At 66.1% G+C, this 14,402-nt stretch carries 15 protein-coding genes; 11 read left to right on the top strand and 4 right to left on the bottom strand.

The genetic code is table 11. From position 1 onward, the window contains the following. The first annotated feature begins 36 nt into the window (after positions 1 to 36). Genes BLR21_RS21870 through BLR21_RS21855 form a run of 4 tightly spaced genes read left to right on the top strand, consistent with a single transcriptional unit; the run spans position 37 to position 3,330 of the window. Complete coding sequence (locus tag BLR21_RS21870) at positions 37 to 552, top strand: YbaB/EbfC family nucleoid-associated protein (protein ID WP_090007670.1); 516 nt, start codon at positions 37 to 39, stop codon at positions 550 to 552. Then, entirely contained in the window at positions 552 to 878 is a 327-nt protein-coding gene (locus BLR21_RS21865; RefSeq protein ID WP_143027817.1) for a hypothetical protein, read from the top strand. Before BLR21_RS21870 ends, BLR21_RS21865 begins: the two co-directional genes overlap by 1 nt. Beyond that, positions 875 to 2,155: a hypothetical protein gene (locus BLR21_RS21860; RefSeq protein WP_090007666.1), complete on the top strand. Its 1,281-nt coding sequence runs from the start codon at positions 875 to 877 to the stop codon at positions 2,153 to 2,155. The genes BLR21_RS21865 and BLR21_RS21860 overlap by 4 nt, the downstream gene beginning before the upstream one ends. Continuing rightward, entirely contained in the window at positions 2,152 to 3,330 is a 1,179-nt protein-coding gene (locus BLR21_RS21855) for a hypothetical protein (RefSeq protein ID WP_090007665.1), read from the top strand. The genes BLR21_RS21860 and BLR21_RS21855 overlap by 4 nt, the downstream gene beginning before the upstream one ends. 1 nt (position 3,331) lies before the next feature. Here the strand turns inward: BLR21_RS21855 and BLR21_RS21850 are convergent, their stop codons facing one another. From BLR21_RS21850 to BLR21_RS21840, 3 genes are all read right to left on the bottom strand, one after another. Next, positions 3,332 to 4,018, bottom strand: a complete 687-nt coding sequence (locus BLR21_RS21850) for an HNH endonuclease (RefSeq protein WP_176929734.1) — start codon at positions 4,016 to 4,018, stop codon at positions 3,332 to 3,334. Positions 4,019 to 4,062: 44 nt separating this feature from the next. Next, positions 4,063 to 5,322, bottom strand: a complete 1,260-nt coding sequence (locus BLR21_RS21845; RefSeq protein WP_090007663.1) for an AAA family ATPase — start codon at positions 5,320 to 5,322, stop codon at positions 4,063 to 4,065. Between the two features lie 97 nt (positions 5,323 to 5,419). After that, the gene (locus tag BLR21_RS21840) at positions 5,420 to 6,067 is read right to left on the bottom strand and encodes a DUF3159 domain-containing protein (RefSeq protein ID WP_090007662.1); all 648 of its coding nucleotides are present in this window, start codon (positions 6,065 to 6,067) and stop codon (positions 5,420 to 5,422) included. A gap of 126 nt (positions 6,068 to 6,193) precedes the next feature. On the opposite strand from BLR21_RS21840, the gene BLR21_RS21835 reads away from it, so the two are divergent. The 6 genes from BLR21_RS21835 to BLR21_RS21810 are packed head-to-tail and all read left to right on the top strand — an operon-like array spanning position 6,194 to position 12,908. Next, on the top strand, positions 6,194 to 7,405 hold the full coding sequence (locus tag BLR21_RS21835) for an ROK family protein (RefSeq protein ID WP_090007660.1): 1,212 nt from the start codon (positions 6,194 to 6,196) through the stop codon (positions 7,403 to 7,405). Positions 7,406 to 7,421: 16 nt separating this feature from the next. Next, positions 7,422 to 8,747, top strand: a complete 1,326-nt coding sequence (locus BLR21_RS21830) for an ABC transporter substrate-binding protein (RefSeq protein WP_090007658.1) — start codon at positions 7,422 to 7,424, stop codon at positions 8,745 to 8,747. A 12-nt stretch (positions 8,748 to 8,759) separates the two neighbouring features. Next, entirely contained in the window at positions 8,760 to 9,734 is a 975-nt protein-coding gene (locus BLR21_RS21825; RefSeq protein ID WP_090007656.1) for a carbohydrate ABC transporter permease, read from the top strand. Further along, the gene (locus tag BLR21_RS21820) at positions 9,731 to 10,624 is read left to right on the top strand and encodes a carbohydrate ABC transporter permease (RefSeq protein ID WP_090007654.1); all 894 of its coding nucleotides are present in this window, start codon (positions 9,731 to 9,733) and stop codon (positions 10,622 to 10,624) included. Before BLR21_RS21825 ends, BLR21_RS21820 begins: the two co-directional genes overlap by 4 nt. Next, positions 10,621 to 11,889 (top strand): 6-phospho-beta-glucosidase, encoded by a 1,269-nt coding sequence (locus BLR21_RS21815; protein ID WP_090007652.1) that lies wholly within the window; start codon positions 10,621 to 10,623, stop codon positions 11,887 to 11,889. The genes BLR21_RS21820 and BLR21_RS21815 overlap by 4 nt, the downstream gene beginning before the upstream one ends. Positions 11,890 to 11,894: 5 nt before the next feature. Continuing rightward, entirely contained in the window at positions 11,895 to 12,908 is a 1,014-nt protein-coding gene (locus BLR21_RS21810; protein ID WP_090007650.1) for an N-acetylglucosamine kinase, read from the top strand. 178 nt (positions 12,909 to 13,086) lie between these two features. Here the strand turns inward: BLR21_RS21810 and BLR21_RS21805 are convergent, their stop codons facing one another. Then, entirely contained in the window at positions 13,087 to 13,341 is a 255-nt protein-coding gene (locus BLR21_RS21805) for a hypothetical protein (RefSeq protein WP_143027816.1), read from the bottom strand. 224 nt (positions 13,342 to 13,565) lie between these two features. Here BLR21_RS21805 and BLR21_RS21800 point away from each other — a divergent pair, with 224 nt between their 5' ends. Beyond that, the gene (locus BLR21_RS21800; protein WP_338061059.1) at positions 13,566 to 14,360 is read left to right on the top strand and encodes an SGNH/GDSL hydrolase family protein; all 795 of its coding nucleotides are present in this window, start codon (positions 13,566 to 13,568) and stop codon (positions 14,358 to 14,360) included. The last annotated feature ends 42 nt before the right edge of the window (positions 14,361 to 14,402 follow it).

Raw genomic sequence — 14,402 nt, 5'->3', positions numbered from 1 at the left:
GTAACGTCCCTCTCACGCACGTGCAAGGGGGACCCCATGACCGATCCGAACCAGCTCATCGAGGACTACGAGCAGCGCACCGCCGCCTTGCTCGAACGGGCAGCAGAAGCCAAGTCCCAGATCGCGAACCTGACCGGCGCCGCCACCAGCACAGACGGCGCCGTGACGGTGAGCGTCAGCGCAGGGGGAGCGCTGCTGAACCTGTCGTTCGGCACAAAGGCCGACGACATGCCCAAAGACCGCTTGGCCGCGCTCGTGATGTCCACGGCCAAACGCGCCCAGGCCCAGGCCGTGGGCCAGATCGCCACGATCATGGCGCCGCTCATCGGCGACAACAGCGAGGCCATGCAGTTCGTCCAATCCCAGATCCCACCGATCGAAGTCCCGGACGAGCCCGCGCCTGCGGCACCGCAACAGTTCGTGGTGAACGAGGAACAGCAGGACGCGGCCGCTGCCGAGCCGCCCGCACCTCGCCCGGTGCGCCGCCCTGCCGAGGACGACGACACCGACTACGACCAGCGCAGCCTCTTCAAGAAGGAAGGTGGCTGGTGATGTCGGGCTTCCAAGTCGATCTCGCAGCCCTGGAGGCCCACGAGCGAGAGCTCAAAGCCCTCCTGGCGAGCTTGCCCTCCGCGGCCGACGCGGGCGCTGATTACGTCGGCAACCCACAGGCCTGGGGCATCGTGGGCATGTTCTTCGCCCAGATCATGGAGCGGTGGACAAACGACGCGCGCGAGTACGTCGACACCGTCAAAGCCGCAGGTGACGACGTGGTCGAGAGGTTCGCCGGCATGCGCCAGACCTACGCCGAGCAGGACGAGGCGATAGCGCAGTCGTTCAAGAAGCTCCGCGAGGGCCTTGACGGGGTGCAGCCATGAGCGACCAGCCGCAGAACCCGCTCAACGCCACCGAAGCCTTCGACCCGGCGAGCATGGCACAGCCGTCCAACTTCGACAGCCCCACGCAATCCTGGGACGCGGCCGGAATCTTCAGCAGCTCCGCCAACCTCATCTACGACGGCATCAAGGGCGACTGGGGCGCCATGGCGGGCGACGCGGCGGCGTTCGGCATGGACCTGCTCGGTTTCGTGACGAACCCGATGGGCAGCCTGCTGTCTGCGGGAATCGGCTGGTTGATCGAGCACATCGGGTTTCTCAAGGAGGGTCTCGATTTCCTCGCGGGCGACCCTGATGCGGTGAACGCGATGGCGCTGACGTGGAGCAACATCGCCAAGCGCATGCAGGAGACCGCCGACAAGTACTCAGGCACCCTCGATGCTTTGAGCCAGTCCCAAGGCGCCGCGGTCGACGGCTACCGCAAGGCCGTCCAGGACTTCTCCAACGTCGTCTCGGGCGGCGCGAGCCATGCCACCTCGGCTGCTTCCGCGATGACGGTCGCGGCATCGGCTGTCGGTGTCGTGCGCGGCGCCGTCCGTGACGCCATCGCGAGCTTCGTCTCCAACGCGATCATCAAGTTCGCGGCAGCCAGTGCCCTGACACCGATCACCTTCGGTGCCTCGCAGGCCGCCTTCATCGCGGACACCGTCGTCCAGGGCACGATCACGGCGGGCAAGAACGCCAAGAAGATCAGCAAGGTCGTGAAGCAGCTGGAGAAAGTCGCGGACGACGCCAAGAAGTCCCGGGACATGATCAAGGGGACGACCCGCAACCTCGACGGCACCGTCAAGAAATACAACCAGGACGCCGTCAAGCACTCCCAGCAGGCGCTGCACATGGCAAAGAAAGCGCAGGCGGGCAAGCTCGACGCCGGCGACGCCGACCGGATCCGGGAACTCGGCGAGCAGGGAAGGAAGCTGCAGCACGACCACTCGTCGGTCAAGCGAGAGCTGGGCGAGAACGTCAACCACAACCTCCGCGACAGCCTGGGCCTGGGCGATCGTCGGTTGGACAAGCTGAACGACCTGTTGGACGTACAGGTCGTGCCGAGGTTCGGGAAGAACGACGACCTCGGGCTTCCTGGCAAGGAGTTCCCCGGCTTCTCCGTTCCGCTCGCCCCCAAAGTCCTCGGCAACGCCATGGCTCAGGAGTGGAGCGACCAGACCCATCGCGAAGCTGATGCCCAGGTGAAGCAGAACGAGCGAGACCAGGAGTGGCGCAAGTACTGGCAACAGCAGCGGATGGCAGGAGAGCTGTGATCGAACGGTTCCTCCGACGGACAGCAGCACTCGCGTTGATCGTGTTCGCCGCCGTCCTTGCGCTCGTCGTGGCCGCTCGGCTGGGAGAGTGGGAGAGCGCGCTCGCGAACCGGAGATCGGTCCAGCCGAAAAGCGTCGGTGAAATCGCCGAAGGGGCGGTGGCATTCTGGGGCATCACCATCGTTGGACTGATCTGGCACCGGCGACGGATGCCGATGTGGCGCGTGTGGGCTCGGTGGGCGGCCTTCCCCGGTGTGTTCACAGCGCTCTTCCAGAGCCTGCAGATCTTCGGTGATCACGACCAGCGGATCGCATTGGCCATCGGGGCAGGTCTCGTGGTGGTGTGCTGGGCGCTGGGCGAACTGGCTGTGCTGGTGGCCACTCGGCCCGTAACGCCTGCTCTGATCCGGTCGAAGCTGGAGATCCCGTTCCCCACCAGAGGACTCAAGGCCCGGCTGTGCGTCCGCGAGGACCGGTTGGTGCTGGACAGCCTGGTGTCACGCCGGAAGCGGTCGCGTGACGTGGTCGCGGTGCCGTGGACGGCGATGCGGTCGATCGAACTGGTCGAGGTCGAGCAGGAGATGACCTGCCAAGTGATCATCCACGCTGACGGCGACGTGGGCAGGCCGCGCACGTTCGATGTCACTCCTGGTCCTGCTCTCCACGTCATCGGCACAGCACGAGAACTGCTGATCCCGGTGACCGAAGACATCGGCAGGACAGCGTTGAAGGTCGTTCGAGCACGTTCAGAGGGCATCGAGGTGGTCGAGAGACGGATCTGGTCGAACCGTCGCATGAGGAAGCGCGACCTCCGGCCCGCGAACTGGGAGTACCGAACCGACAGCCGCCCGTACATCCTCCTGCTCGTCGGCGCGTTCCTGCTCATGCCGCTCTACATCCTGACGATGATGACGCTGTCGCTCGTCACGGGCTCACCGGAGTTGCAGAAGGACTGGGGCACGGTCGGCGGGCTGGACGAGCAGGAACAGGTGATCGTCGCCGGCCTCGGGCTCGTCACCGTGGCCTTCCTCTACCTCGCCTACCGGTTCTGCTACAAGGCTTTCCTGGAGTTCATGGAGGGTCAGGACTCGCTCGAAGCCTTCCCTGAGCCTCCGCCCCTGCCGCCCAAGACCGGGACGGTGCCCGGCTCCGGCAAGAAGCGGAAGAAGCGCTGACCTATCTCAGCAACGCCTCGCGAAGCTCTGGCTTCCGCAGGAGCGCGAGCAGATCCGGAGAGTCGCCGAACACGACATCAGCGCCCGGACTGAATGCCTGCCGCAACATGGACTGGCACACGTCCGCGAACGGCTGTTCTCGTACCGTGTGAACGTGTTCCAGCATCTCGCCTGAGCGGTTGCCCTCACACGCCTCGTTCCACGCGCGCAGTGCGAGCCCGACCACTCTGCGAGCCTGCATTCGACCCCTTGGCAGCCCGCGATCGTTGAGTCCGCACACCTCGATGGTCGCCTTGCCCTTCGGGGTCAAGGGGCTGTAGATGCCCAGAGACAGCGTCAGCAGCAGGTGGTCGAACGGGTCTTCGGACGTGGGGTCGACCAGCAGCGGGTTACCGTCCTCGTCGACCGGAAACCGGTCGCGCTTCTGGTGGCTGTTGCAGGTCGAGCAAGCCAGAAGGTGGTTGAGCCAGTCGAAGGCGCGCAACGGGTTACGGGCGATGGGATCGAAGTGATCGATGTCCGTGCCACGGCTCTCGCCGCAGTACATACACGTCTCAAGCCCTGCCGCCATGTCACCTAGCGCTGCTCTGATCGGCTTCCGAACCGTCGAACTGCGCCAGGACTCACGGGCTTTTGCACACCGCTCGTCGGATGGCGCCACGTTGATCGCTTGAGTCAACGTGTTCATGCGGGCCAGCGTGCTCGGCGAGAGATCAGATCGAACAATTCTGATCATGCGTCGTGCAATCGAGCCGCCACCTCATCGGCGCGCGCAGTCAACGAGCTTGTGAGCTTCTCCCTGAGTTCCTTGTACCGCTGGACTTCTTTCTCATCAGCCTTGCCGGCGATGACCTTGACTTCCAGCTCGACGAGCTGCTTGCGCAACTGTTCCGCCCGCGCCGAGTAGGCCGAGTCGAGGCCGAACAGTTCGGTGAGCACCGCGTCGTCGCCGCTGCCGTACACGACCCGCTCGTACAGATCCTGGTCGACCACGTGCGGAGGCAGTTGCTCCTCAGGCCCAGGCAACCGGATCAGTCCGCCAGGATCTGCGGCCTGGCAGATGTACGGACTGTGGGTTGTCACGATGAACTGGATGTTGGGGAAATGCGCCTTGAGCCAGCCACCGATGCGTTGTTGCCAGGAGACGTGCAGGTGGGCGTCGACTTCGTCGATGATCACGACGCCAGGCGCGATGACCGTGTTGCCCTCCACCTCAAGTTTCCCGTAAGCGTCGTGAATCTGCTTGAGCAGATCCACCACCAGGGCGGTCACAGTCCTGTACCCATCGCTGGTCTCACGCAACGGGAACCTGTTGCCGCCGCAGGTAACCCAAAGTCCGTCCGAGGTGACGTCCTCGACCTTGTGATCATCAGGGAGCAGACCATCGCTCAACAGGCGGAGTGCGGATTGCTTCAGGTCATCTGCACCCGATTCACCTTCGAGTGCTTTCAGATGTTGCTGGATCAGCCAGCTGACGCCCTCCGCGAGTGACGCGTCCTCGTTGAACAAGCTCAAGATGTTCGCAACACGGTAATGTGTCTTACGGACTGCACCCGTGAGTCGACGGAACGGGCCATACGCGGCATATAGCCACCCACCCGGCTGAGACTTGTCGAGGCCACTTGGCCTCAGCCCAGCGACCGACTGAGCGCCCCATGAAAGTGTGAGCTCGACCCGCTCCTGTTCAAAGAGGGTTATCTCTGGCTCGACAGGATCAAAATCTGGGTCCGAGTAGACACGTAGGATTGCCTCGGCTCCATCTTTTCCGTGAGTCAACCAATTCTCATAGTCCGGCATGACCGCGAAAACTGCGCGCGGACCGCCTAGCGTCAGAGCTATGGTCTGCAACAGGGTGGACTTGCCTGAACCATTCCGGCCCGCGATAACAGTCCATCCGGCATGAGAACCGTCTGGGCGCGTGAGCGTCAGATCCACCTCGCGCGCACCGTGGAACCCTTTGATGTTCCGCAGCTTCACCTGCGAGACGTACATGTCCACCCCGGTCGCCGAGCTACAAATGGTTCCGCGGGCGACTCTAGTCGGCCGCAGCACCTCCCCGCTGACCTCGACACCCGCACAGGTGGAAGACCTAGGAGGCGGACTCCGGCACCCGCGGATGCCGGAACCCGGGGTGGTCCGCAGGCAGCGCCCGCCGCAGCACCCACCCAGACACCAGGATGCAGACGATCTGCAACGGCCACGACAAGGCGAGCCGAAGAGTGGCCAGCCAGTAAATCTGCGCGTCCAGCCACAGTGGAGTGAACACGGCGACACGCAGCACGTACTGCCCAACCCAGGCCCACGACGCGACCGAGTAGGCGCGCAAAAGGGCAGGATCGCGACGCCACCGGGTCTTCTGCCCGAGGAGCGTCCCCACGACCACGCCGAGCAACGGCCAGCGCACCGCGATCGAGCCCGCCCACGCCAGGGCCGAGGCGACGTTGGACAGCAGCTGGATGAGGAAGAAGTCCTCGACGCGCCCGGTGTAGAGCGCCACCAACGCGGCCGCCACCACGAGCAGCACGGACAGGATCACCGCGCGGGGTTTCTCGCCGCGTACGAAGCGCACGATGCCGATCACCACGCCGCACAGCACGGCGGCGATCGCGCCCGCGCCGATCGAGTGCCCGAACAGCAGCCAGCCCGCGACGAACGCCAACGGCGGCAGGGAGGCGTCGAGGGCGCCGCCTCGGCCTCCCAGCAGTGATGCGAGCGACTCCTGGCGCACGTCGGTCATGGTTCCAGGGTGCCTTAGGCGAACCTAACTCAGGTAACGGACCTATATCGGGGATTGACCCCGGTGAACCAGGTCACTACCGTCTGGCGAAATCGTCTGGAAAGTTAACAGACAGGAGCGGACCTAATGCGTGCCGGAAGCCCACGACTGTTGCGGGAGATCAACGACCGCGCAGCCATCGAGGCTTTGCTGCGCAACGGGCCGCTGACCAGGTCGGAGTTGGAAGGTCTGATCGGCCTTTCCAAGCCGGCGACCGCACAGTTGCTCACGCGGCTGGAAGCCGGCGACTCCGTGGTCCGCAACGGACTGCGGGGCGGTGGCCGTGGGCCGCGTGCCCAGCTGTGGTCGGTCAACGGGGCGCTTGCGCACATCGCCGCTGTCGATCTCACCCCCGAGACGGTCGACATCGCGATCGCGGACATCTCCGGTGCCGTGCTCACCGAGCACAAGGCGCCGATGCCCGTGAAGCACGGCGTGCTGGAGGCGTTCGTGAGCGCGGTCGGCAAGGCCTGCGGACAGGCAGGTCTGAGCGCCGACCAGTTGCTGCACGTCGTGGTGGGCTGTCCGGGAGCGGTGAACCCCGCGAACGGTGAGCTCGCCTACGCACCACACCTGCCCGGCTGGAGCAGTTTCGACATGCCCGGCCGGTTGCGGGAGCAGCTCGCGACTTCGGTGAGCGTCGAGAACGACGTCAACCTCGTCGCGCTGGAGGAGATGGTCGCCGGACGGGCCACCAAGGTGAGCGACTTCGTCGTCATCTGGCCCGCGGATCTCGTCGGTGCCGCCGTCGTCGTCAACGGATCGCTGCTGCGCGGCGCTTCCGGTGGCGCGGGCGAGATCGACGGCCTGATGATCCCGGACCGTGCGGCGGCCGACACCGACACGGACCGCTCCGGCGGCACGTTCGGTGAACTGCTCAGCAGCACGTCGATCTGCAAGCTCGCACGCGCCCACGGGCTCGCCGCGCGCAACGGCCACAGTGCCGTGCGCAAGGCGCTGGCCGCGGGTCCGGCGGGCCGTGAGTTCATGGTCGATCTCGCCAGGCGCATCGCCACGGGCGTGGCTAGCGTCGTCGCGGTGCTCGACCCGGAACTCATCCTCCTGTCCGGCGACATCGCGCAGGCAGGCGGAACCACGCTGAACGACCTCGTTGCCGCGGAACTGCGGCAACTGGTGGTGCCGCGAACACCGATCCAGCTGGCCTTGGTGACCGGGAAACCAGTGCGCAGCGGCGCATTGCACTCGGCGCTGGCCGTGGCACGAGAACAGGTGTTCGGCCTCCCGGCAGCCACCACGGCTCCATTCCGCGGCCCAGTGGTCGCCGGGTCCCCACGTTGATCGAGAAGGAGTGCACATGCGCAAGCACACACGTGCTGCCTTGCTCTGTGTCGCCGCAGCGCTGACCCTCACCGCATGTGCGGCGGGCAAGGGTGGTGGCGCCAATTCCGACGCCGCAGCTGCTCCTGGCAAGGACGACAAGCTCACCCTCACGGTCTGGAGCAACTACTCCGACCGTGAGTACGAAGAAGTCACGAAGGCCCTCAAGACGTTCAACCAGAAGTTCCCGAACATCGAGATCAAGCACGAGGGCTCGCAGGACGACGACAAGATCACCGCGGGTATCCGTTCGGGCAACACGCCGGACGTCGCGCTGTCGTTCACCACGGACAACATCGGCCAGTTCTGCTCCTCCGGGGCGTTCCAGCCGCTGAAGGCCTACATCGACCGCGACAAGGTCGACCTGAACCAGCTCACCCCCGCGGTGCAGAAGTACACCGAGTACAAGGGCAACCGCTGTGCGATGCCCATGCTCACCGACGTCTACGCCATGTACTACAACAAGGACATGCTGTCGGCGGCCGGCATCACGACCCCGCCGAAGACGCTGGACGAGCTGTACGACGCGGCCGTGAAGGCGACCAAGAAGGCGCCGAACGGTGACATCGAGGTCGCGGGCTACCTGCCCACGATGGGCTTCTACGCCAACCGCCCGACCATCCTCGCGCCGACGTTCGGCGCGGAGTGGGAGAAGGACGGCAAGTCCGGTCTCGCCAGTTCCCCCGGCTTCACCGAGATGATGACGTTCCAGAAGAAGCTCGTCGACTTCTACGGCTACGACGCTCTCGAGCGGTTCCGCGCGGGTCTCGGCCAGGAGTACTCGGCCGACCACGCGTTCCACCAGGGCAAGATCGCGATGATGGTCGACGGTGAGTACCGCACCGCCTTCCTCAAGGCGCAGGCGCCGCAGATCAAGTTCGGCACGGCTCCGTTCCCGACCTGGAAGCCCGCCGACTACGGCACCGCGTTCACCACCGGCACGATCATGGGCATTCCCAAGGGCGCCAAGAACCCCGGCGCCGCGTGGGAGCTGATCAAGCACCTGACGTTCGACACCGACACGATCGTCGGCCTGTCCAACGCCATCAAGAACGTCCCGAGCACCAAGGCCGCCATGGAGAGCCCCAAGCTCGAGGTGGACGAGCAGTTCAAGACGTTCATCGACCTGGCCAAGAGCGACAAGCTCAAGGGCAACCCGGTCACCCCGATCGGTGACGCGCACATCAAGGCTGTCACCGACTTCTCGGTCTCCTACCAGTCCGGCAAGGTCCCGGACCTGGCGGCAGGCCTCAAGGAAGTCGACAAGAACATCGACGACCTCATCGCCAAGAGCGGCAAGTAGGGGATTCGCAAGATGACCGCCACGCTCGGCGCCAAGCCCGCCCCCGGCAGGGGGCGGGCAAGGTCCCGCCACCGTCTCGCCGTGCTCGGGTTCATGGCCCCGGCAATCATCGGCTTCGTCCTGTTCTTCGGTTATCCGCTGGTCACCACGGTCGTGCTCTCGTTCACGAAGTACGACCTGATCAACCCGCCGGAGTTCAACGGACTCGACAACTACACGTTCATGTTCAAGGATCCCCTGCTCATCAAGGCGATCACGAACACGCTGTGGTTCGTCGTGGTGCTCACGATCGCGCGGACCGTGTTCGCGCTGGGCGTGGCATCGGTCATCGCTCGCCTGAAGTCGGGCGTCGGATTGATCCGCACGCTCTGCTACCTGCCTTCACTGGCACCGCCGGTGGCCGCGACACTCGTGTTCTTCATGGTGATGCGTCCCAATGGCGGTCCGCTGGACAGCGTGCTCGGCTGGTTCGGTGTCGACGCACCGCTGTTCTTCTCGGACCCGGCATGGGCCAAGCCCGGCATCACCGCGATCATGCTGTGGATCTCCGGCGACCTGATGATCATCATCCTCGCCGCGATCCTCGACGTGCCGCAGGAACAGTACGAGGCCGCCGAACTCGACGGCGCAGGCCCGATCCGGCGCTGGTGGCACGTCACGCTTCCGACGATCTCACCGGTGCTGCTCTTCGGCATCGTGAACTCGGTGATCCTCGCGTTGCAGCTCTTCACACAGGCGGTCGTCGCGGGGTCGGCCGGCTCGGGAGCGGCGGACGCGACGGGATCGACCAAATATCTCGGTTTCCCGGACAACTCCACGCTGACGTTCCCGGTTTACCTGTACACACAAGGCTTCCGCTACTTCGACATGGGCTACGCGGCCGCCATGGCCACGGTCCTGTTCATCATCTCGTTCGCCGTGACCATCGTTCTGGTGCAGCGGATGCGCAAGAACTCCACCGCTGAGGAAGGGGGTCCGGGAGCATGACCGCCACGCTGACCAAACCACCGGTCGACGTCCCCGCGGAACCGGAGCAGCCGCGCCGCAAGCGCGACGTCGCAGGCATCCTGAACTGGGTGGCGACGCATGCGATCGGCCTCGCGCTCGGCCTGATGTTCGCCACACCCGTCGTGTTCGTCTTCCTCACCGCGGTGATGTCGGACGACCAGGCGTTCACCTCGAACCTCTGGCCGCGCGAATGGCACTGGGGCAACTTCGTCGAGGTCTTCGACAAGGCCCCGCTGTTCCAGTACCTGATCAACAGCCTCACGTACTCGCTGCTCGCGACCCTGGGCATGCTGATCTCGTCGATCCCCGCGGCCTACGCGCTCGCGAAGCTCAAGTGGCGCGGCCGGAACGTGGCGTTCCTCCTCGTCATCGGCGCGATGATGCTGCCACCGCAGGTCGTCGCCGTGCCGCTGTACGACACCTGGTCCTCGCTGGGCCTGACGGGCACGCTGGTGCCGTTGATCGCGCCGTACTTCCTGTTCGACGCGTTCAGCATCTTCCTGCTGCGCCAGTTCATGCTCACCATCCCGCAGTCCTATGTGGATGCGGCACGGGTGGACGGGTGCTCGGAGTTCCAGGCGCTGGTCCGGATCATCATCCCGATGGCGAAGCCCGGCATCGCGGCGACCGCGCTGTTCTGCTTCCTCTTCACCTGGAACGACTACTTCGGCCCGTTGCTCTACACCGGTGAGGTCAAGGACCAGTGGACGTTGTCGCTGGCACTGGCGACGTTCAAGGGCATGCACATCGTCCAGTGGAACTCCTCGATGGCCGTCACGTTCCTGACGATGATCCCGGCCGTCGTCCTCTTCGTCTTCGCCCAGAAGTCGTTCGTCAAGGGAATCACGTTCACGGGAGTCAAAGGATGAAACTCACCGTCGTCGGTGGCGGGTCCACCTACACACCTGAGCTGATCGACGGCATCGCCGGCCGTCGCACCAGCCTGGCGGTGGACGAGATCGTCCTCGTCGACCCGGACGAGCACCGCCTCGCACTGATCGGCCCGTTCAGCCAGCGCCTGCTGGAGCACGCGGGTCACTCGGCGACGGTGCGCACCACCACGTCGCTCGAAGAAGGCATCGAGGGCGCGTCCGCGGTTCTGCTGCAGCTGCGTGTGGGCGGGCAGAAGGCGCGTGCCTCGGACGAGACGTTCCCGCTCACCTGCGGGTGCGTCGGCCAGGAGACCACCGGCGCGGGAGGCCTCGCCAAGGCCCTGCGGACCGTGCCGGTGGTCCTGGACATCGCGGACAAGGTGCGCCGGCTCGCCGGTCCCGACACGTGGATCGTGAACTTCACGAACCCGGTCGGCATCGTGACGCGCGCGCTGCTGCAGGAGGGTCACAAGGCGATCGGCCTGTGCAACGTGGCGATCACGTTCCAGCGCTGGACGTCCGCACTGCTCGGCGTGGATCCGTCCACTGTGGAGCTGGAGCACGTCGGCCTGAACCACCTCACGTGGGAACGCGGCGTGTACGTCGACGGCGTCGACCGCCTGCCGGAACTCCTCGCCGACCACGTCGACGGTCTCGCCGAGCACATCGGCATCGACGGCTCGCTGATGCGGCGCCTGAACATGGTGCCGTCGTACTACCTGAACTACTTCTACAACCACGACGCCGTGGTGAAGAAGCAGCTCACCTCACCGCCGCGCGCCGAAATCGTCGCGGCGGTCGAGAAGGAACTGCTCGACATCTACGGCGACCCGTCGGTCGTGACGAAGCCGGAGCAGCTGTCGCAACGCGGCGGCGCGTACTACTCCGAGGCGGCCGTGCAGCTGGTGCACGCGCTGACCGGTGGTGAGGGCGCGGAGAAGCACGTGGTGAACGTGCAGAACAACGGCTCGCTGCCCTTCCTGCCCGACGACGCCGTGATCGAGGTTTCGTCCACTGTGGACGCGAACGGCGGCAGGGCGCTGCCGGTGCGTCCGGTGGAACCGTCCATCTCCGGCCTGATCTCGCACGTCACCGCGTACGAGTACCTGGCGCTGGAAGCCGCAAAGCACGGCGGCCGGGACCGAGTGGCGAACGCACTGCTCGCGCACCCGCTGATCGGCCAGCACGCGATCGCGGATCAGCTGGCCGACGAGCTGATCGCGCAGAACCGCGACCTGCTGCCGTGGGTGAAGGGAAACTGACAACGATGACGGACCGGGTGCTCGCCATCGACGGTGGGAACAGCAAGACCGCTGTGCTGCTGGTCGACGCGGACGGCAAAGTGCTCGCGCAGGTGCGCGGCCCTGGTGCCCCGCCTCAGACCGTGGGCATGAAGCGCGGACTCGACGTGTTCGAGGGACTGGCACGCGAGGCCGCAGCTCAGGCGGGACTGTCCCCCGACGAGCCGATCGCCACGCACACGTCCGCCTACCTCGCGGGTGCGGATCTGCCCCGCGAGGAGGAGGACCTGACGCGGGCGATCACCGAGCGGGGCTGGTCGACAACGACGTTCGTCGGCAACGACACCTTCGCGCTGCTGCGGGCGGGCACCGCTGCCGCCGGCGGCGTGGCGGTCGTCTGCGGCGCGGGCATCAACGCGGTGGGCGTGGCCAGGGACGGCCGGACCCACCGCTTCCCCGCACTGGGCGCCATCTCCGGCGACTGGGGAGGCGGTGGCCAGCTCGGCAACGACGCGCTCTGGCACGCGGTGCGGGCGGAGGACGGCCGGGGCAGGCCGACCCTGCTGCTGGACGCGCTCCTCGCGCACTACGGCGAGAAGTCGATCGCCAAGGTGGTCGAGAAGATCCACTTCGAGGAGATCGGACTGGACCCGCACGCCCTCTGCCCGTTGGTGTTCGAGGTGGCCGAGCAGGGCGATTCCGTTGCACTGGAACAGATCGACCGCCTGATCGAGGAGATCGTGCTGCTCGCCACGGTGTCCATGCGCAAGCTCGAACTGATGAACGAGCCCGTGGACGTGGTGCTGGGCGGCGGAGTCCTGACGCATACCGGCGACACGGTCGTCGGCCCGGTTCGCCGGCAGATCGTGGAAGCCGCCCCACTCGCCCAGGTCCGCCTGGTCGACGTGCCACCCGTGGTGGGTGCGGCTCTTCTCGGCCTCGACCACATCGGGGCCTCGCCGGGCGCAGAGCTGAGGCTGCGCTCGGCCTACAACGACCACGTCCCGGCGGCCACACTGGACGTGGCGGCGAGCGGCTAGGCCAACCAGACCCCGTCTCAGGGGGCGAATCGGCGGCGGTGCCCCCTGAGACGGTCCCAGCCCCACTGCTCGGGGCAGATCGGCGGCGGCGTCCCGAGCAGTGGTCCTCACCCCTTTCCGGGGGGCAAGTCCCGGCGGCGGCGCTCCTCGGAAAGGCCCAACGACCCCCGCGACGACCTCACGCGCCGAGGTCGTCGCGGGGGTTTTCGGCGTTCAGCGCACGAGGAGGCATCACCGTCGTCCCGACCACGCTTTCCCTGGGCGGCACGACCTCCGGGGTGACCACGGGGTTGGAATGCGGAGGTGGCGTGACCACGAGGTGACCGCCGGCTCCGGGCGACGCCGGCCCGCTCAGGGCGACCCAGGCCAGCACCAGGGCTGTGACAAGCGCGACACCGACGGAAAGGAACGGAAGCGGCAAATCAGAACGCACCCGGCAGAAGTTAGCGACAGGTCAGGACGAATCCCCCGGATCACCCTCCAGCTTCCCTCGATCGAGTGGTAAAAGAATCGTCACCCATAGCGACAAAACCTACGATGCCGTAACCGACGGTGGCGTAACCAAGGGTTCGTTGTGCAAGCTGACAGGTCGCCTCGGGTCGGGAGCCCGAAGGCGAATGGCAGGACGGGCGAGGTCGTACGAGCAAGGGGGATGTTGTGCTGCTGCGATGGAACAGTCTCGTGTCCCTGGGGGACAGCTTCACCGAGGGCATGGACGACCCGGGGCCCGGCGACACCTACCTGGGCTGGGCAGACCGGCTGGCGGGCATGATCGCCCAGCGGGCGCCTGAGTTCAGGTACGCCAACCTCGCGGTCAGAGGCAAGATGCTGCAGGAGATCATCGACGACCAGGTACCGCTCGCGATCTCGCTCAAGCCGGACCTGGTGACGTTCTGCGGCGGCGGCAACGACATCATGCTGCCCAACAGCGACCCGGACGCGCTGGCCGAGGTCTACGAGGTGGCCGTGGCCGACCTCAGGTCCGCCGGCTGCGACGTCGTGATCTTCACCGGGTTCGACACGCGCTCCACGCCGCTGCTCAGGAGCATCCGCGGCAAGGTCGCCATCTACAACACGCACCTGTGGTCGATCGCCGAGCGCTACCACTGCCGGATGGTCGACCTGTGGGCCATGCACCCGTTGCACGACCGTCGCGCGTGGAGTGAGGACCGGCTGCACCTCTCGCCGGAGGGGCACCAGCGCGTCGCGCTCAAGGCCGCCGAGGTGCTCGGGCTGATCGACGACCAGTCCTGGAACGAGCCGTGGCCCGCGTTGCAGCAGACCGACTGGGTCACCCAGCGCAAGGCGGACCTCAAGTGGGCGCGCGAGCACGTGGTGCCGTGGATCGGCCGCACGATCAGGGGTGAGTCGATGGGCGACGGCCTGGCGCCCAAGCGGCCCGAACTGCTGCCCATGGCGCGCTGCAGCGACGAAAGCCACGTCGTCAACTGACCAAAGAGGAGGGCCCGACCGGCACTCTCCCCCGAATGCCGG

The sequence above is a fragment of the Lentzea albidocapillata subsp. violacea genome (assembly GCF_900100275.1).
Classification (GTDB): domain Bacteria; phylum Actinomycetota; class Actinomycetes; order Mycobacteriales; family Pseudonocardiaceae; genus Lentzea; species Lentzea violacea.
Note: the sequence above shows the minus strand (reverse complement) of the source record. Positions and strands in the feature narration are given on the sequence as shown.